This window comes from Nocardia barduliensis, assembly GCF_013315795.1.
GTDB classification, from domain to species: domain Bacteria; phylum Actinomycetota; class Actinomycetes; order Mycobacteriales; family Mycobacteriaceae; genus Nocardia; species Nocardia barduliensis.
Map to the genome: position 1 here is coordinate 22,849 of NZ_JABLTE010000072.1, position 18,063 is coordinate 40,911.

Sequence of the window (18,063 nt, forward strand, 5' to 3'; positions counted from 1 at the left end):
TCGGACTGGCCGCCGCATGGTCGCCGGTACTTCTGTTCACATGATCAACGACGGCTTGTCGAAGTCTTGGTTGGCCAATGGCCTCGTCCGGTGTAAACCAATTCCTGGTTCTCCGGTGCCGAGCCGGTTCGCCTCGAGTCCTGGGTCGTTCGGTGCCGCCCCGCGGACTCGCTGGGACTCGCCTGGTCGTGGGGTGGTCGGTCGAGGCGGTGCAGGGCGAAGGCCGCGATAAGGCCGATTACGCTGAGCCCGGCCCAGACTGCCCAGTCCGCGCCGGCATCGCGTGCGGCGCCGACGACCGTGCCGGTGGCGAGGTTGCCGATCAGGATTCCGACGCCCACCACGGTGTTGTAGAAGCCGTAGTGGGTCGCCACGAGTTTTCCGTCGGCCAGTGACACCACGGTATCCATTTCGAACGGGAATACCGCCGCCGTGCCGACTGCCAGCAGTGCGGCCGCGACCAGCAGCGCGGCGGCGGCGGGCGCGGTACCGAACCGAACCGGGTCCGGGATCACCACCAACGGCAGGAATGACACGGCGAGAATCCCCATCCCGACGACCAGGCTGCGACCGGTGCCCCAGCGGGCGCGGAACCATGCGGTGATGCGCAGTTGACCGGCGACCGCCACAATCCCGGACACTACGAACAGCGCCGACACCAGCACCTGCGATTGGGCCCCTGCGACGAACTCCGCCTGCAGCGGCAGCGCGAGGTACACCTGGAACGACAGCACGTAAGAGCCGATCATCGCCAGCGCGAACCACACGAACCGCCGATTGCCGACTACGGTCCGCCAATCATCGAGCACGGAGGCCTTCGCGGCGGGTGCCTCGGCGCGGCGTGCCGGTAGCGCGAACAGCTGCGCCACGGTGAGCGCCGCGAACACCACTGCCGCCGCCCCTGCGGTCACCCGGAAGTCGAGGGCCATCAATGCCAGCCCGACCAACGGACCGGCGAGGATGCCCGCTTGATAGAAGATGTTGAACACCGCGAATGCCTCGACCCGCCGCTCGCCGGTGTCGGCGGCCAGGTAGGCGCGCACGGCCGGGTTGAACAAGGCCCCGGCGAAGCCGGTGGCGGCCGATGCCACCAGAAGGCCTGGCAGCGAGGTCGCGAACACCAGCAGGGCGAACCCGCCGGTGCGCAGCAGACAGCCCGCGACAATCAGTGGCTTGTAGCCGAGCCGGTCGGCGAGGGTACCGCCGATCAGGAACATGCCCTGCTGGGAGAAGTTGCGCACACCCAGTACCAGCCCCACCGCCCACGCTGCCAGGCCCAGCGGCCCGGCCAGGTATCCGGCCAGGTACGGCATCAGCATGTAGAAGCCGAGATTGATGCCGAACTGGTTGACCATCAACAGCCGAGCGGCCAGGTCGAAGCTACCGAACTTCCGTAACACGATCACGCCAGCGGCTCCCGGTCGCGCGCCAGGTTTCGCGGGTCCACCACCGTGGCACACCGAGTCCAGGACCGCACCACCCGTTCGGCCGGATGCGCGATCGTGTCCGGCTCGACGGGAGGAGTGGCGTCGAGCAGGCCGTGCTCCTCGCAATAGGCGTCGTTGTAGATGGTGTCGAAGTAACGGTGCGGACCGTCGGGGAAGACCGCCGCGATCCGGGTATCGGTGTCATACACGCGGGCCGCCCAGCCCGCGACCAGCGCGACCGCACCCACGCTCCAGCCACCAGTCGCGTGGTGGGTAGCGGCCAGGGTGCGGCAGGCCCACACCGCCTCCGACGGCGCCACCCAGTGCACTTCGTCGAACGCGTCGTAGTCCACATTGACCGGGTAGATGCTCGACCCGAGACCTCGCATCAATCGTGTCCCAGCCGGCTGGCCGAAGATCGTGGAAGCGACGGTGTCGACTCCGATCAGCTTCATGTCCGGATTGAATCGCCGCAGCACCCGCGCGACCCCGGCGGAGTGGCCTCCTGTGCCGACCGCGCACACCAGCACATCCACCATTCCCAGCTGCTCCACCAGCTCCAGAGCCAACGATTCGTAACCATCGACGTTGTCCGGGTTGCTGTACTGGTCCGGGCACCACGCATCGGGCTCACCCGCGAGCAACTCGGCCACGCGATCGCGGCGGGCTTGCTGCCAGCCACCGGTCGGATGTGGTTCGCTGACCAGGTCCACTTTTGTTCCGTAGGCGGCGAGCATGCGGGCTACGATCGGCTCGAGACCCGGATCGGTGACCACCGTGACCGGATGGCGGGACACCATCCCCGCCAGCGCCAAACCCAGACCCAACGTGCCGCTCGTGGATTCGACGATCCGTGCCCCCGGAGCCAAGTCGCCACGCTCTTCGGCCCGGCGCACCATATGCAGGGCGGGGCGGTCCTTCATCCCACCGGGATTGAACCCTTCGAGCTTGGCCCAGAACCCGCGGCCAGCAGGTGCCAAGGGAGAACCGACCCACAACACCGGAGTGTTGCCGACCAGCGCCTGAGGCGACCGGGCAGCCAGCGGCGCGCCGACCAAGGCCGCCGAGGACTGCGGAAACCCGTCGAGCACGATCTTGTCCATGACTGTCGCTTTCTGTATCGAAACCGCCCCACAGGCGGCGAAGACGTGAGCAGGCAGCAGACACCGGCCGACTTCACACAACGTCGGCCTGGCGCTGACCGATCAGCGTCGGGCGATACAGAACTTCGTCAACGTAGCCCGGCCACCGGCGACGGGCACATACACTCTCGGCGGGCCCCGCACCCCGCTAACCGCCGACAGGCCGATGGCCGCGGCAACGAATGCCACCGCGAAGGCAAAGGCGAGAATATTCAGCGGCGGGACATGCACGACTGCACTGGGCAATACCGACTCCACAATGCAGTGAGTCAGATGCGGTGCGCAGTCATCAGCAGGAGGAAAGACGAAATCATGCGCGATATGTTCCACCGCCGACGGCGCAAGATGCCCGGGATGCGAGACGAACGACGTATGCCGATGCGCATCATTGCCATGCAACGCACAGTCGAGCATCGGCACAACGAGCAGCACCGCGATGAGCAGCGCCACCACGGAGCCACCGAGCCGCAACCGATCGCCGAACCGCATAGTGCGCTCGACTATAGCAACTAATCCGTAACGAGGCCGGTCCAGGCAGGTCACGGTAGTACCTCGGCCGAAGCCCGCCACGATTCCACATCAGCGATCCCCACCACTATCAGAGTCCCTTTTTCTCTGCCCGAGCCCGCAGGCTCAGCGCGCCACGGCCGTTCGAGCGCACTGCGGCGAGTTGCCGAATCGTCCGAATTGCCAGGCACTTCCAACCACACCCCCTTCGATGTAGGCAACAACCGATTGACATCCCGCACCAACAACCTACTATCTATGTACATAAATAGTAGGCGCGAGGTGACCGGAAACACGACTAGGAGCAGTCTCGGATGATCGAAGTCGTTCCGGGTCCGGAACGTGATCTCTACCTCTGCGATCTCCATCGCTGCCCCGAGTAGGGCGCTGTTTCGCGCGTCCACCAAGGCGGCAGTTCATCCTCAGCAACACCAACTCGGAAGACATCGGGAACCATGACAAACAACTCGGCTGGTCCCACTCGCCGACCCACCACCCGACTGGCCATCGCCTCCGCCGCAGCTCTCGGCTCCGCGGCAATACTGGCCACACCCGCGACCGCGGCGCCCACAACCATCGCCTCGATCATGCCGACCGTGGGGCACGGGGGAACCCACTCCGGTGGCGGCAGCGGCGGCGGCGACCACCCCGGCAACCGAAGTGCACAACACACCCATTCCGGTCTGGGCGAAGGCAGTCGTCCCGCACCGCCGCCGCTTCACGAGCACGAGTAGATACCAGGTCAGCAAGCTGCTGCGTGCACTACTGCCGGGTCCAGCCGGCCATGCGGCAACCACCTTCACCAGTTACCACCGCCCGGCACCAGGAGAATTGATGTCGTTCGAGCGAAGTTCCCGCTCGGCGCCGATGACTCGGCGCGGATTCCTCGCCATCGGCGTCGGCGCGACGACCGCTGCCGTGCTGACCGCATGCTCCAACCGATCGCAGGACTCGCGCACACTCGTCATGCCGGACTCCGACGCGGTCCGCGCCGCCGAGAACCAGCGCAGGGCAACGGCCGCGCCGATCCGTGAGGTCGCACTGCGCGCCGAGCCGACAACCGTCGACCTCGGCGGCGTGCAGGTGGCGACCTGGACCTACGGCGGCCGCCTACCAGGCCGGGAGATCCGACTCGCCCGAGGCGAGGTGCTGCGAGCTGAAGTCACCAACGGACTGCCCGCACCCTCGACCATCCACTGGCACGGCGTTGCCCTACGCAACGACATGGACGGCGTGCACGGCCTCACCCAGGCGCCGATCGCGCCAGCGTCCACTTTCCGGTACGAGTTCACCGTGCCCGATCCGGGCACCTACTGGTTCCACCCGCACATGGGCGTCCAGCTGGACCGCGGCCTGTACGCGCCGCTGATCATCGAGGACCCCACCGACGGCAAGGACTACGACGTAGAGGCCGTGGTGGTACTCGACGACTGGCTCGACGGCGTGGACGGCCGCGATCCCGACAAGCAGCTCCAGCAGCTGCGTGATCGAGGCATGGCCGGCATGGACATGGGTGGCACCAGTGGCATGGACCACGGCGGGATGAACATGGGCTCCTCAACGATGTCGATGCCAACCGACCCGAACGCGCCGCTGGGCGCCGACGCCGGCGACGTGACCTACCCCTTCTATCTCGTCAACGGGCGACTTGGCACCGACCCGGTCACCTTGCCCGCCAAGCCCGGCCAGCGCATGCGGCTACGCATTATCAACGCCGCCTCCGACACCGCCTTTCGAGTTGCGGTTGGCGGCCACCTCATGCGCATCACCCACAGCGACGGATTCCCTGTTCAACCGGTTACCGCAGCAAACCTGCTCATCAGCATGGGTGAACGGTACGACGCGATCATCGAACTGGGCGACGGCGTCTTCCCGCTGGTCGCTGCGGCCGAAGGCAAGACGGGTCAAGGTTTCGCGCTCATCCGCACCAGCGGCGGCAGCCCACCGCCCGCCGACACGCGACCGACCGAACTGGCCACCCCGCCAGTCACCGCAGACCATCTCGCGGCGCTCGAGTCCGTGCGGCTGACGAAACGCGGCCCGGACCGCACGCTCGATGTCGTCCTCGACTCGGACAAGTCCCGCTACATCTGGACGATCAACGGAAAGGTTTTCGAAGAACGAACCCCCTTGGAAGTGACCGAGGGGCAGCGGGTGCGGCTGCGATTCGTCAACAAGACGATGATGTTCCATCCCATGCACCTGCACGGCCACACCTTCGAAGTCGTCAACCCCTCCGGCACCGGCCCGCGCAAGGACACCTCGATCGTGCTGCCCATGCAAACTCTCGAGGTCGACCTCGATACCGACAACCCCGGCCAATGGCTGGTGCACTGCCACAACGTCTACCATGGCGAAGCCGGGATGATGAGTGTGATGTCCTACGTCCACTGATCCCCGTCCCGCACGTCGGCCGCTCCGTGCAAGTAGAGACCGGGCGCACAATAGTGATTCCAAGGGGCCGCCGCCCTACCGCCGAGCAGTATCACCAGCAGGCACTGCCTTATTTTCCATAACCCCACCGGCCAGGTCCCGGCAACAAGTTCGGAAAGCTCCAGGGTCGGTGCACGCTCGAGTTCGCCCATAGGGAACAAAACCGGCATCAATACCTCGCGGTGTTGATAAGCCGCTTCAAGCCCGTAAGCGCCAACCATCAGGATGGGGGCCGACCACCGCATCTGCGCCCAGCGGCGCTGCGCTACCGGCGCGCAACTCCGCAGCAGATTCCCGCCAGTCGCCGCGCCTATGCCGACGGCTCCACTGGCAGGCAGGCGCAACTACGGTCCCCGCAGCGACGACGCCCGGGCCGATGGCCGTGGAACACCTGGGGCCCACCGAGCCTCTCACTCATCTTCCGTAGGAGCCGACCGTAAGCCCGTCCCAACACGAACGCCGAGCCGTAGCCGGCCTCCCACAGCTGCTGTCCGGCTCCGGCCAGTTCGCGACGAACCGGACAGCGCCCCGTGGAAAGCATCAGCAGCGTCGCAACCAAAATCTCCGCACGCAATGCCTTGCGAAATCTGCGACAGTCATTCCCTACCATTTCCTACTACCTTTGTACACAGATGGTAAGTGATAGCCTCGGTGACATGCGCAAACGCGGATTCGGGGATCTGGAAGCGACTCTGATGGACCAGCTATGGAGCCGCGAGACCCCGACCACGGTCCGTGAAATCTTCGACGATCTCATCACCGACCGCGATATCGCCTACACCACAGTGATGACGACACTGGACAACCTGCATCGCAAAGGCTGGCTGACCCGCAAACGCGACGGCAAGGCCTACCGCTATCAGGCCAAAATGACCCGTGAGCAGTACAGCGCCCAGCTCATGCGGGAAGTCTATGAAAGCGGCGGACGCAGCGACCTCGTGCTCGCCCACTTCCTCGAGCAAATGAGCCCCGATGAGTCCATGCGACTGCGGCAGGCGCTGCGGCAACTGGACACCGCCGAGGGTGTCGAATGAGCATTTCGGCAAGCCTGCTCCTCTAGCGGAGTTCGTTGGCGAGCCGTCGGGCCCGATCGCAGTTTTCCCCATCGGTCAGGATGCTGACAGTGGGGACATCGACGTATACCACCTTGTCGCCGAAACGCACCAGCACGCCGTGAGCGGGGTGGTGGGCGTCCTTGGTGACAGTGCAGAACGCTTCGTCGCCGAACCGGGTGTCGTTCAGGAAGAAGGTTCTCAGCGTTACTGTGTCCTGGGGGTCGCGGGTGCGGGCCTTTCCCGCTCACGCCGGAATACAGCTGTCGCATCGCTCCCCGAGTGCGTCCTCGCGAACACCATGCTGATGCGCACGCGGTCGCCGCCCTCCCATCCGCTGACATCCCGAGCGCAGACGTCCCCTTCCGCCAGCACGTTCCTGGCCATGCCCGGGGTCGGAGCGGCGGAAGGCGCGGGCTCGTAATCGAACCTGCCAACCGTCGTTCCGGCCCCGAGCACACGAACGACGTCCCTTTCCGACAACTTCTTGCACCCATCGCTGAATTCGGAGAGCAGGGGGAGAGCGTAGGCAATAGCTACTATCGACCCGGCTAGCGCGACCGCCGCTGCCAGCATGAGCGCCACTATCGCTGCTGCTGTCCGCAGCGTCATCCCACGTTCGCGGACGACCGGGGTCTGGATACGGCCCAGCAGCCACTGATGCGACTGCTGGGAGGTCGGCCGCTTCAGTGTGTCCGGATCGAAGCGACCGGGGTCAACTACCTTGCGGCCAGTGCGTTTTACGCTCATTTCTTTCGCCCGATCACGAGTAGGTAGGGGTCGATCAGCGTGCGGCCGCTGGTCTCGACGGTGGTGGCGCGTCGGGCGAGGTGGTCGTGCAGCCGGGTTCTGGCCTGCGGCCATCGGCCCTGCTCTTCTAGCCTCGGCCAATCACGCTTATTGAGCTGATGATCGTTTTGAAATGGCGAAAGGTGCTCTGAGCTGCGATGATTCGACTTGTCGAAGGTTGAATCAGCAGTATCGAGGAGCACCTTTCTGGTGTGGGAGTCTATGTCGTGGTACCCGTCGCTGAAAATTGACGGGGACGGATCGCAGGTGGTGTCGCAGGCCGGGGCGGTGGCGCTGCTGCGGACTGCGGCGAGGGTGGGGTTGGATCGGGCGTTGTCGCAGGTGCTGGCGCCGTGGCGGAAACCCCTCGCGATTCATGATCCGGGGAAGATCCTGCTGGATTTGGCCGTGACGGTCGCCGTCGGCGGCGACTGCGCCGCCGACCTGGCGTTGCTACGCGGTGAACCGGGCGTGTTCGGTGCCGTGGCGTCGGACCCGACGGTGTCCCGGCTGATCACGACACTGGCCGCCGACGCGCCGCAGGTGTTGGCCGCCATCGCATCTGCCCGTGCCACCGCCCGCTCGGCGGCCTGGCGGGCTGCTGGCGACCAGGCACCGGATTACGCGATCACCGCCGAGAACCCACTGACCATCGATCTGGATGCGACGTTGCTCGATGCGCACTCCGAGAAGGAATGCGCGGCACCGACATTCAAGAAGGGATATGGTTTCCACCCGCTGCTGGCGTTCGCCGATCACGGCCCGGACGGCACCGGTGAACCGGTCGCCGAACTGCTGCGGGCGGGCAACGCTGGCGCCAATACCGCCGCCGACCACAAGCAGGTCCTGGCCGCCGCGATCGCGCAGCTGCCGTGGCAGCCGGGCTACCGGATCGGCCGCAAAGTACTGGTGCGCACCGATTCCGGTGGCGGCACCCACGATTTCGTCGACTACTGCACCGCGCGGCGGGTCCAGTATTCGCTGGGTTTCACCCTCACCGACACCATTGTCGAGGCGGTCGACCGGATCCCGAAACACGTATGGACTCCCGCCTACGACGCCGACGGCGAGGTCCGTGAAGGAGCCTGGGTCGCCGAGCTCACCGGCATGCTCGACCTGACCGGCTGGCCGGACAGTATGCGCCTTATCGTGCGGAAAGAACGTCCGCATCCCGGCGCTCAGCTGCGGTTCACCGACGTCGCCGGCCTCAGGTTGACCGCGTTCGTCACCAACACTCGCCGCGGTCAGCTCCCTGACCTGGAACTAGTCACCGCCGCCGCGCCCGCGCCGAGGACCGCATCCGAGCCGCGAAAGACACCGGACTGCGCAACCTGCCGTTCAAAGGGTTCAACGCCAACCGGATCTGGGTCGCGATCGTCGCGCTCGCGCTCGATCTGACCGCTTGGCTGCAGACCCTCGGCCTGCACAACCATCCAGCCCGCCGCTGGGAACCGAAAACACTTCGCCTGCAACTATTCTCGATCCCAGCCCGGGTCGCACGCCACGCCCGCCGTGTCCATCTGCGCTTATCCCGTCACCACCGCGGCACCGGCCTGTTACTCACCGCACTGAACCGCCTGAACCCAGGCTGACCAGCCAAAACCACACCTACGACTGAAAGGACCATCATCCGGGCCCGTGGAACCCGGCAGCCACCCCGCTGACCGGGCTACCCCGCATTGCCCACCCGTCGCTGATCAGCGACCGGAAACCAATCCGAACCCGATCACGCCGGGCCGAAGGCCCGGCGAAAGGTCGAGGCTAGCTGCGATCGTAGCGCGGCAAGTACAGTCATCCTTTCGGTCTCTTGATCGGCGAAATTATCGGAGGGGGTGGATTTGCAGTCCGCTGTGGCTACCTCGTTGTCCGACTGCTCTCCATCCGGCGAGCGTGTTACTCGATTGGCGAGCGCCTGCCCGGCCGTGGCGGCGAACCTGGCCGCGATATCGCTGTGAGCCTGTGTGATCAGGATCAGAGGCTGGAGTAAATCCGTCTGCCTGAACCTTGTCCGACCGGTTCGAATGCCTCGCTGATGTAGCCGGAGATCTCAATGACCTGTCCGGGTTGGGCCGTGCTGGCGCAGCGCGGAATTCTTGTGCTCGGTGATGATGTCGCTGAGCCGGAACACCGACGCCGGTCCGGAAATACGTGCCGCGCGGCGAACACCGCGACACGGGTCAGTCGGCGCACTGTACGGCTGAATACGGACGGTGGCAACGGGATTCGCAAGGTCGTTATGACGTGGTCCTCCGACAGTGCCAGTACCAGCCAGCGGCCGAACCAGTGCAGTGGCCGGGGGAACCATCGTGTTGCGAACTGATTGATGAGCGCGTTCGCCAGCCGTTGTCCGGCTTCTGAGTACGCGAAGTCCGCGCCGTGCTCGTAGGACTCGAGAAATGCTTCCATGTCCTGCCAGGTGTGCGGGATGTCGGTGACGCCGAGGCTGCGTGACACCGCGCGCCAGTGGATGAGCTGGGCGTTCCGCTCGTTGTCGCTCAGCCCTGGTGCCCCCACATGCCGCAGGAGCCGGTCGTAGATAAGCGTGAATACCGCGGCACTGTGCTGAAAGGTGTGCTGTGGCATCGGCCAGTTGCGGGCGACGCCCGAATGCCAGTTCCGCACGAATTCCAGGCTCTTGGTGGTTTTCGGGCTGGAGATGCCGTCATCGATCCACGAGAACAGATAAAACATGGTCTCATCGGCACGCTGGATTCCCTGGTCGTAGAGCATCCCGGTGCCGTTGCGGTCGACCGACACCGCCGACTCGGGTGGCCCTGCGAAGCGGACGAAGCCGACGGTATAGAACAGGTGCACGGCCAGCAGGCTCTTCGGCAGCAGTTGGCAACTGGTCAATCTCACGATTTGTTCACTATCCGTTGCCGGATCGAGTCGTTCGACTTCCGAGCGAATCCACTTGTAGCCACGCCTATTGCTTGGCATGAGGGTCTCCCTAAGGTTGTTTCACTCGGGCTGGCTGATCGAGTCCGGGACCGCCGGTTCTGGGGCTGGAGTCGGGCGGGTGCGCAACAGGGCGAGGGTCAAGAGCGCGCCCAGCGCGGCCAGTGTGGCCGCCGCCGCGAATGCGGCGTTCAGTCCGGTCCGATACGCCTCGGCGGTCGTGGAACGGTTCGCCACCAACTCGGCGAGTAGCAGAAGGGCGGTGACGCCGAGCCCGGATCCGACCCGTTGCGTGGTGTTGACGATGCCCGCCGCGATTCCGGCATCGGCCTTGTCGACGGAGGTCACCGCGGGTGCGGTGACCCCGACGAAGGCCGCAGGCAGCCCGATGCCCAACAGCACCGCGCCGGGCAGCACATCGATCAGGTAGCTGCCGTGCTCCGGTAGCCGGGCGAACCACGCCATGGCCAAAGCCTGTAGCGCCAGGCCCGTGGCCAGGACCCGCCAGGAGCCCAGCCGATCCAGTGCGTAGGGAATCAGGCTGCGCGAGATGACGATGTTCACCACGGCCACCGGGAGCACCGCGAGGCCGGACTCGGTCGGACTGTAGTGCTGGGTGTTCTGCAGATACAGCGCGAGCAGCGCGAAGGTGGGCACGTGCGAAGCTCCGACGAGCGCGTTAACCACGGCCGCACCGCTGACCTGCCGAATCCTGAACAGCCGCAATGGCATCAGCGGATGTGGGCTTCGTGCTTCGAGAAGCACGAAGCCGGCGAGCAAGGCCATCCCGATGCCGAGTTCGAGGCCCGCCACCGTGCGAGTCGACTCGTCGCCGAGTGCGCCGACGGCGTAACCGATGATCAGCAGCGCGGCGGTGCCGGTGATGGCGCCGGGCACGTCGAGGCGGTTTGCTCCCCGACTGGACGCTGCTCGGTCGGCGGGCAGCAGCCGGAGGAATGCCAGCGCAAGCAACCCGACGGGCAGGTTGATCAGGAAGATCGATGGCCAGTCGAACAGATCGGTGAGCGGGCCGCCGACCGCAGTCCCGATGGCTGCACCCGCCGCCCCCATCGCGCTCCACACCCCGAAGGCGCGGTTGCGCGCGGACGGTTCGGTGAATGTAGCGGTGAGCAGTGCGAGCTGCGCCGGAATGATCACCGCCGCACCGAGACCCTGTAGTGCCCGCGCGGCGATCAGGACCGCGGGCACTGCAGCGAATCCGGCCAGTGCAGACGCCACCGTGAACACCGCGAGCCCGCTTGCGAACACCCGACGCGGTCCCAGCAGGTCGACGGCGCGCCCGCCGAGAAGCATGAATCCGCCGAAGGCCAGCAGGTATGCGTTCGTCACCCAGCCCAGCCCCGATTCATCGAGGCCCAGATCCTCGCCGATCCTGGGCAGCGCCACATTCAGCACGGTCGTGTCCAGGAAGACCACGAGTTCGATGGCCGTGATCAAGAGCAGGATCATTCGGTCTCTCACGCCGAATACTCCTCGATCCGTCATGACCCAACCTTTCACTAGAGTGGCACTACAGTCACTGTTTCACTAGAGTCGTGGTCTAGTCAAGTACGATCTGTGACATGACTGGGAAAGGAACCGGTGTGCGGGCAGCCAAAACCATGGCAAATCGAGCCAAGATGCTCGCTGTGGCGCGGGAGCTGTTCACCACCCGCGGATACACGGCCACGACAATGAAGGCCATCGCCGAGGAGGCGGGCATGGCAGTGCAGACGCTGTACTTCACCTTCGCCACCAAACGCGCGATCCTGTCCGAGCTGCTGGATGTCGAGATCGCGGGCGATACCGAACCGGTCGCCACCATGGACCGGCCCTGGTTCGCCGAGGCGATGGCGGCCGCGCCCGCCGACCAACTCCGGCTCCAGGTCGCCGCAGCAGCAACGATTTACGCCCGGGTCTGCGCTCTGCTCGAAGTCATTCGATCTGCCGCGGCGACCGAACCCGAGCTGGCCGAACTCTGGCAGACCAATATCACTCAGCGCCACCTCGTCCAGCTCCGCCTCGCCGAGGCGCTCGCCACCAAGACCCCGTTGCGCGCGGGCATCGATGCCACGCGCGCGGCCGATATCGCCCTGGCGATCCTCGCCCCCGAGGCCTATCACCTGCTGGTACACGAACGGGGATGGACGTCGGAGGAATGGGCGTCATGGGCCACCGATGCACTGACCAGGCAATTGCTGCCATAACGGCGGCGTGAAAGGAGACACCCCGCGATGAGAGTTCTCGTTCTCGGTGGATACGGCGCGGTCGGAAAGCATCTGGTCGCCGAACTGCGGCGCACCGGTGACACTGTCGTGGTGGCTGGACGTGACCGGACCCGTGCCGATGTCACGATCGACCTCAGCGAGCCGAGATTGCGGTCGTATCGGGAGGCGCTGGACGGCATCGATGTTGTTGCCAACACGACCGGGGCCGAGAATCCGCTCTTGGCCCAACACGCCGCCGATCACGGATCGGCGTTCGTGGACGTCACCGCGTCGACCGAGTATGTTGCGCAGCTGGAACAGCTGCCGCCGGACGGTCCGGCGATAGTCAGCGTCGGACTGGCGCCGGGGCTGACAAATTTGCTGGCCGCTGCCATTCATGCACAATCGTCGGGCCCTATAGATATCGCTGTCCTGCTAGGCGCAGGAGAACGGCACGGCGCCGCCGCGACCGAATGGTCATATAGTCTGCTGGGCAGGAAATTTCGAGCCGAGAACGAGTTCGTTCGCAACTACACCCGGCCGAAGGTGTTCGTGCTACCCGCCCATGGACGGCGCCGACTGCTGCGGACCGACTTCTCTGACCAGCACACCCTCACCCGTGATCTGGATGTCCGCGTGCGGACATACTTCGCCCTCGACTCGCGCATCGCGACCGCCGGACTGAGCCTGGCCACGTGGATTCCCGGCGCCGCCAAGATGCCGCGCGGTCTGCATTTCCCCGGAACCGACGGGTGGACGGTGCTGGCACGTGCGCAATCCGGCAGCGCCCTCTGGGCTCGCGGCCACAGCCAGTCCCGGGCCACCGCACTGCTGGCCGTTCCAGCCATCCATGCCGCCGTCGGCCTGACACCGGGCGTACACCACCTTCACAACGTGCTGACGCTCGCCGACGTGCCCACAGACTCCGGCATCGACATCGGGACGGCAAAACCGACCACACGTCAATGAGGCACGTGCTGACACATTGGATAGACCTCTTCAAGCCCCATCCTCACCGCTCGAGCGGGCCGAAGACTACCGCCGCCGGCCGCGAACGGATGTGGGTCGACAAAGCGTCGAGGAGATCCACCGCCGTTGACGATCCGCTCCAGCGCGATCTACTATATACTAACGTAGATAGTAGATAGAGGTGCTGTCGGCGACGACTGCGGCTTCGACGGCCCGACCGCAGCCCCAGTTCTTGACTGTCAGTGGGATCTCCAGCCCTCGAGGCGTCAGCGAGGCGAAACATGAGCTACTCCACATCGCGAAGGACCCGCAGGGTCACAACGCGCACCGCCGCCGCGATCGCGATAGCCGGAAGTTTTACGCTCCTTGCCATACCCGCCGTCGCATCATCCACGCCTAGAACGACCGCCTCGCCGGTCGCGAGTTCGCACGGTGATTACGACGATGGCATTGGTTACGGTCATGGCCATAGCCGCCGCGACGGCCACAATTACAGTTACGGCTCCGGCTACGGCCACCTTTACGGCCACGGCTACCAACCTCCCCTCGGTGTGCCGCGCACCGGTAGCCGGTAAATCGTTCACCAGGTACACGCCATGTCGCCGTCGATCCCAAGTTCGCGAAGCAGGGCTGCCATTGAGCGGTGTCGACGATCGCGAGCCCGACTGCCCTGCCGACTGCAGCGGTCGTGTTCAACCCGGGACAGCGCCCTGATTCGTTAGCGCGACACGCTACGCAGGCCGCCTGTGGCGACTGCCAAGCCACCCAGACCGTATCGAGCAGCGCCAGGCCGCCGCGCGGCGATGTCGGCCGCCGTCCGCCGCCTGCTCACGCCCGTCCGCCCGACTGAGGTCTCGAGGAATCCGAATCCAACCAACGAACGCTCATTCTGCGGTAAACGAAAAAGGGGCGGTGTGTGCGTACGAATCGATGGGTACTCACAATACGAGCAGTTCCGGTTCAGTGCCGCTCACGATTCGGAGCGGGAACCTTTGGCAGTGTCGAGAGTCCGGCGAACACCCGCAGGCACGTGGCGGGCGCTTTCAGGCGCAGATCCGTTGCCGCTTGGCTTCCGTCCGCTGGCGCAGCTGGTGGAGAACCCGCCCCGTTCGGCGCGATCAAGGCGGTTATGAAGACACTTTGTTCTTGTCGAGACAGGTTGTAATGTAAAGTGCAGGCCTTTGGTCGGCCTCCGTAGGGGACGGATAGGAGGGTGGCAGGCAATGGGCACTGCGATCGATGCCAAGGAAGTCGTCAAGTCCTACTCCTTGGGCGCTGGCAGGGTGGTCGCGGTAGACCGCCTGAGCCTGGAGGTTCAAGAGGGGGATTTCGTGGCCGTCAGTGGCCGCTCCGGCAGCGGCAAGACCACCCTGCTGAACATGCTCGCCGGCTTGGACCGGCCGACATCCGGGAGGGTTCGCGCAGGTGGAGCCGATTTGGGTTCACTGTCGGAATCTGGTCTCGCAGCGTGGCGTGTGCGTAACGTCGGGCACGTGTTTCAGCTCTGCACGCTTTTGAGGAGCCGCACAGTTATCGACAATGTCCTGTTGCCAATGGATTTCGTTGAGATCGTCGACGCCCACCAACGCCATGAACGCGCCCGGCAACTGCTCGACCGTGTCGGCATCGCCAATCTCGCTGATCGGCTTCCCGACACGCTATCGGGCGGTGAATTGCGACGCGCCGTGATCGCACGAGCATTGGCGAACGATCCCCCTTTGATCTTGGCCGATGAACCGACCGGCGACCTCGACTGCGCAAGCGGCGACGAGGTATTGAACCTGCTCACGGATCTGAACTACGAGGGCCGCACTGTCGTGCTGGTATCCCATGAGCGGGATCTTCGAGCGGTCGTCAAACGCGAGGTCACTCTCGCCGAGGGCCGAATCGTCAGTGACGAGCGGGTCGCCTCGATCGCACTGTGACCGCTGTCGCCAGTATGTAGCAGCGTGCCGAACGGCACTTAGACCGTGTCTTACGTGGTTGTAATTCGTTTGCGGCGTGTCGTATCCCGGTTGTGCCGCATGATGTTCGACTGGTGACCGACGAGTTGTCGAAACGCTTTGTGCCGGACGAGTTGTGGACCTTGGCCCAGCCGTTACTGCTGAGTTCACGCCGCGTCCGCAGGGTGGCGGCCTCGCGCCGATCGACGAGCGGGCGGTGTTCACCGCTTGTCGGAAGGGTTTTCTGCTACTGGACCGCTCTCAGATGTGGGGCCCCATGTCCAGATGCAAGTATCGCTTGGTGATTCGGTGATCGGTGTGGCTGGCGCCGGATATGCGCAGACCACCATTCTGTAGGACCGTGTCCACTGGGCGCGAACACAGGCAGGGCGGCAGTCAGCGCATCACCAACCTGGATGGTGCTTCGAAAGTTGTTGCGGTGTATAGAGTGACAGCGTGGCTTTGGAGTGGGTGGCTGTCGTGGGGACGTTGGGCGGCGCAGTCCTTGGGGCAGGTTCCACGATGTTCATCGAGGCACTCCGAGCTCGGCGGGAGCGGTCAGCACGCCTCGAAGACACGCGACGCCAAGCCTACGTAAAGTATCTGACGGCCCTGACCCAGACTGACAATGCGATGCAAGCCCTCGCAATTGGACGGTCGCGTCCGCTGGATCGCGCCGAAACTACCGCGGCGTTTCGGTCGAACCACCTGGTCGCGGCGATATACGAACTCGAATTGTTCGCGCCGAAATCCGTATGTGACAACGCCTGGCTGGCATACGACAGGCTGAGAGACATCCGGGAAACGCTGATCACTCAGAGCGTGACGATCGAACATGCCGGCGCTGGCTCACCGGAGTGGCGGGCGGTCCACGAGCCGTTCTTGGTTGCGCTGAAGCAGCTGCGCGGATCGATGCGGGGGCAGTCGGGTGGTCTCGACAGGGCATAGCCCTAAGACTGGGTCTTACGTTGTTGTAGTTCGTTCGATGTGTGTCGTAACCGGTTGTGCCGCATGATGTCTGGTCGTGGCCGATTGTCTGTCGCAACGTCTGGTCCCGGATGGGTTGTGGGCGCTGGTCGAGCCTTTGTTGCCGAAGTTCGAGGGTCGCCCGCAGGGTGGTGGCACGGCGCCGGTCGATGAGCGGGCCGTGTTCACCGCGGTGGTGTTCGTGCTGACCAGCGGTTGTGCGTGGCGGATGCTGTCGCCATCGTTCGGGGTCACTGTCCCGACGGCGCATCGCCGATTCACCGTCTGGACCGAGGCCGGTCTCTGGCGGCGGTTACACCGCGCGGTGTTGGACGAGCTGGGTAGTCAGGGCTTGATCGACTGGTCGCGGGCGGTGATCGACGCGGCGTCGGTGCGAGCGAAAAAAGGGGCGATATGACCGGCCCGAGCCCGGTCGATCGAGGCAAGTCCGGTTCGAAGATCCACGTGCTGTCCGCCCGCGCGGGAATTCCTCTGGCCGTGGGTATTTCGGCAGCCAATACCAACGACGCCGAAGCGCTGCGCCCGCTCGTGCGGGCGATCCCGGCAGTGCGGTCGCGGCGCGGGCCACGCCGACGCCGACCGGCAAAGCTGCACGCCGACAAGGCATACGATCACACCGAGCTGCGCCGATGGGTCCGTGACCGGGGCATCGGCGTCCGGATCGCCCGCAAGGGCATCGAATCCAGCGACCACCTCGGCCTTCACCGCTGGGTCATCGAACGAACAATCTCCTGGCTGAGCGGCTACCACCGGCTCAACTTCGCTACGACCGCAAGGCCACGCACTTCCTGGGCTTCCTCACCCTCGCCGCAGCATTGACCGCCTACAAGAAACTCGCGAAGGCGAAATCAGCGACATGAGACACGGTCTTAGGGTGTCGCCGTTATCTCCACGACCGCGCACGCAGCCTCCATACCCGGTCCGCCGCTGAAGAGCATGACGTGGTCTCCTGTGCTGACCGCGCCGGTGCGCAACAGATACTCGAGTCCACGAATCTGATCCACCGGCCCCGCATGACCGACCGTCCGAGTGAACTCCCAAATGCCACGGTCCTCCTCGATACCCAACGGATCCAGGAAAATCGCATGCAGCCCCTCATGGGTGAACCCATCGTGCACCACCCGCACGATATCGTCCAAACCCACCCCCGCATCCTTCAACGCCCGCTCCACCGTATCGATCAGCACGGCACCGAAATCACCGAGCGACCGCTCGCCGGCCACCGGCTCGCGCCGACAATAGTCCATGCGCTCATCGAAGTTCAGTGTGCCACCAGCAGTCAGTCCCGGCGGAAAGAGCTGCTCACCCCCACGGTGCTGGCGTTCCAGTTCTGGGTCGGAGACCGAATCGATCGACAACAACCGAGCAAAACCCCCACGCTTCGACAACACCACCGCCCCACCACCATCAGCCAACACGAACAACCGCGACGCCGACCACCGATTCACCGCAGGCGTCCCAAAGTTATCCGCCGCCGTCAACAACGCCGCCACACGCCCCTGCTCCGCACCCAGAAAACACGCCGCCAAATGCACCGCCGAAAAGAACCCGATACACCCATTCCGGATCTCCACCGACGTCACCGGCCGATTCACCGTATTCCGATTCACATAATGCTGCGCCGACCACCCATCCGGCCCCTGCGGATGCACATTCGTATGAAACACCGCATCGATCTCACCCACATCCACCCCCGACCCCGCCAAAGC

The 18,063-nt window shown here is 64.9% G+C and carries 14 protein-coding genes and 3 pseudogenes; 9 read left to right on the plus strand and 8 right to left on the minus strand.

The window, feature by feature from the left end:
* Nucleotides 1–44: 44 nt before the first annotated feature.
* The 3 genes from HOV91_RS26355 to lpqS all read right to left on the minus strand — a co-directional run bounded on the left by HOV91_RS26355 (nucleotide 45) and on the right by lpqS (nucleotide 3,058).
* A complete protein-coding gene (locus tag HOV91_RS26355; RefSeq protein ID WP_312884775.1) occupies nucleotides 45–1,406 on the minus strand; it encodes an MFS transporter in 1,362 nt (453 codons plus the stop codon).
* Nucleotides 1,403–2,530: a PLP-dependent cysteine synthase family protein gene (locus HOV91_RS26360; protein ID WP_174188054.1), complete on the minus strand. Its 1,128-nt coding sequence runs from the start codon at nucleotides 2,528–2,530 to the stop codon at nucleotides 1,403–1,405. Before HOV91_RS26360 ends, HOV91_RS26355 begins: the two co-directional genes overlap by 4 nt.
* A 102-nt stretch (nucleotides 2,531–2,632) precedes the next feature.
* On the minus strand, nucleotides 2,633–3,058 hold the full coding sequence (gene lpqS, locus HOV91_RS26365; RefSeq protein WP_174188055.1) for a putative copper homeostasis (lipo)protein LpqS: 426 nt from the start codon (nucleotides 3,056–3,058) through the stop codon (nucleotides 2,633–2,635).
* A gap of 852 nt (nucleotides 3,059–3,910) precedes the next feature.
* On the opposite strand from lpqS, the gene HOV91_RS26370 reads away from it, so the two are divergent.
* Entirely contained in the window at nucleotides 3,911–5,470 is a 1,560-nt protein-coding gene (locus HOV91_RS26370) for a multicopper oxidase family protein (RefSeq protein ID WP_217441176.1), read from the plus strand.
* A 695-nt stretch (nucleotides 5,471–6,165) separates the two neighbouring features.
* Nucleotides 6,166–6,543, plus strand: a complete 378-nt coding sequence (locus HOV91_RS26375) for a BlaI/MecI/CopY family transcriptional regulator (protein WP_174188056.1) — start codon at nucleotides 6,166–6,168, stop codon at nucleotides 6,541–6,543.
* 225 nt (nucleotides 6,544–6,768) lie between these two features.
* Here HOV91_RS26375 and HOV91_RS26380 read toward each other — a convergent pair whose 3' ends face one another.
* The gene (locus HOV91_RS26380) at nucleotides 6,769–7,311 is read right to left on the minus strand and encodes a hypothetical protein (protein ID WP_174188057.1); all 543 of its coding nucleotides are present in this window, start codon (nucleotides 7,309–7,311) and stop codon (nucleotides 6,769–6,771) included.
* Nucleotides 7,308–7,553 (minus strand): hypothetical protein, encoded by a 246-nt coding sequence (locus HOV91_RS26385; protein WP_174188058.1) that lies wholly within the window; start codon nucleotides 7,551–7,553, stop codon nucleotides 7,308–7,310. Before HOV91_RS26385 ends, HOV91_RS26380 begins: the two co-directional genes overlap by 4 nt.
* Before the next feature lie 7 nt (nucleotides 7,554–7,560).
* Here HOV91_RS26385 and HOV91_RS26390 point away from each other — a divergent pair.
* Nucleotides 7,561–8,942, plus strand: a pseudogene (locus tag HOV91_RS26390) (IS1380 family transposase).
* Nucleotides 8,943–9,321: 379 nt separating this feature from the next.
* Here the strand turns inward: HOV91_RS26390 and HOV91_RS26395 are convergent.
* Both HOV91_RS26395 and HOV91_RS26400 read right to left on the minus strand, forming a co-directional pair.
* Nucleotides 9,322–10,290, minus strand: coding sequence for an oxygenase MpaB family protein (locus HOV91_RS26395; RefSeq protein ID WP_174188059.1), 969 nt, complete (start codon nucleotides 10,288–10,290; stop codon nucleotides 9,322–9,324).
* A 21-nt stretch (nucleotides 10,291–10,311) separates the two neighbouring features.
* A complete protein-coding gene (locus HOV91_RS26400) occupies nucleotides 10,312–11,730 on the minus strand; it encodes an MFS transporter (RefSeq protein ID WP_312884776.1) in 1,419 nt (472 codons plus the stop codon).
* A gap of 101 nt (nucleotides 11,731–11,831) precedes the next feature.
* Between HOV91_RS26400 and HOV91_RS26405 the strand changes: the two genes are divergently transcribed.
* The 6 genes and pseudogenes from HOV91_RS26405 to HOV91_RS26425 all read left to right on the plus strand — a co-directional run bounded on the left by HOV91_RS26405 (nucleotide 11,832) and on the right by HOV91_RS26425 (nucleotide 17,214).
* On the plus strand, nucleotides 11,832–12,455 hold the full coding sequence (locus HOV91_RS26405; protein ID WP_174188060.1) for a TetR/AcrR family transcriptional regulator: 624 nt from the start codon (nucleotides 11,832–11,834) through the stop codon (nucleotides 12,453–12,455).
* A 27-nt stretch (nucleotides 12,456–12,482) separates the two neighbouring features.
* Complete coding sequence (locus tag HOV91_RS26410; protein WP_174188061.1) at nucleotides 12,483–13,424, plus strand: saccharopine dehydrogenase family protein; 942 nt, start codon at nucleotides 12,483–12,485, stop codon at nucleotides 13,422–13,424.
* Nucleotides 13,425–14,647: 1,223 nt separating this feature from the next.
* Nucleotides 14,648–15,349 (plus strand): ABC transporter ATP-binding protein, encoded by a 702-nt coding sequence (locus HOV91_RS26415; RefSeq protein WP_174188062.1) that lies wholly within the window; start codon nucleotides 14,648–14,650, stop codon nucleotides 15,347–15,349.
* A 140-nt stretch (nucleotides 15,350–15,489) separates the two neighbouring features.
* Nucleotides 15,490–15,596, plus strand: a pseudogene (locus HOV91_RS40110) (IS5/IS1182 family transposase); the annotation flags it as partial.
* 293 nt (nucleotides 15,597–15,889) lie between these two features.
* A complete protein-coding gene (locus HOV91_RS26420) occupies nucleotides 15,890–16,315 on the plus strand; it encodes a hypothetical protein (protein WP_174188063.1) in 426 nt (141 codons plus the stop codon).
* A gap of 76 nt (nucleotides 16,316–16,391) precedes the next feature.
* Nucleotides 16,392–17,214, plus strand: a pseudogene (locus HOV91_RS26425) (IS5 family transposase).
* A 9-nt stretch (nucleotides 17,215–17,223) separates the two neighbouring features.
* On the opposite strand, the gene HOV91_RS26430 reads toward HOV91_RS26425, so the two are convergent.
* The coding region (locus HOV91_RS26430; RefSeq protein WP_174188064.1) for a ketoacyl-ACP synthase III family protein at nucleotides 17,224–18,063 on the minus strand (840 nt) is incomplete at its 5' end.

Coding starts and splice junctions, on each gene's coding strand:
- HOV91_RS26360 (WP_174188054.1), bottom strand. CDS start 2,530: ATGGACAAGATCGTGCTCGACGGGTTTCCGCAGTCCTCGGCGGCCTTG.
- lpqS (WP_174188055.1), bottom strand. CDS start 3,058: ATGCGGTTCGGCGATCGGTTGCGGCTCGGTGGCTCCGTGGTGGCGCTG.
- HOV91_RS26370 (WP_217441176.1), top strand. CDS start 3,911: ATGTCGTTCGAGCGAAGTTCCCGCTCGGCGCCGATGACTCGGCGCGGA.
- HOV91_RS26375 (WP_174188056.1), top strand. CDS start 6,166: ATGCGCAAACGCGGATTCGGGGATCTGGAAGCGACTCTGATGGACCAG.
- HOV91_RS26380 (WP_174188057.1), bottom strand. CDS start 7,311: ATGAGCGTAAAACGCACTGGCCGCAAGGTAGTTGACCCCGGTCGCTTC.
- HOV91_RS26395 (WP_174188059.1), bottom strand. CDS start 10,290: ATGCCAAGCAATAGGCGTGGCTACAAGTGGATTCGCTCGGAAGTCGAA.
- HOV91_RS26405 (WP_174188060.1), top strand. CDS start 11,832: ATGACTGGGAAAGGAACCGGTGTGCGGGCAGCCAAAACCATGGCAAAT.
- HOV91_RS26410 (WP_174188061.1), top strand. CDS start 12,483: ATGAGAGTTCTCGTTCTCGGTGGATACGGCGCGGTCGGAAAGCATCTG.
- HOV91_RS26415 (WP_174188062.1), top strand. CDS start 14,648: ATGGGCACTGCGATCGATGCCAAGGAAGTCGTCAAGTCCTACTCCTTG.
- HOV91_RS26420 (WP_174188063.1), top strand. CDS start 15,890: ATGTTCATCGAGGCACTCCGAGCTCGGCGGGAGCGGTCAGCACGCCTC.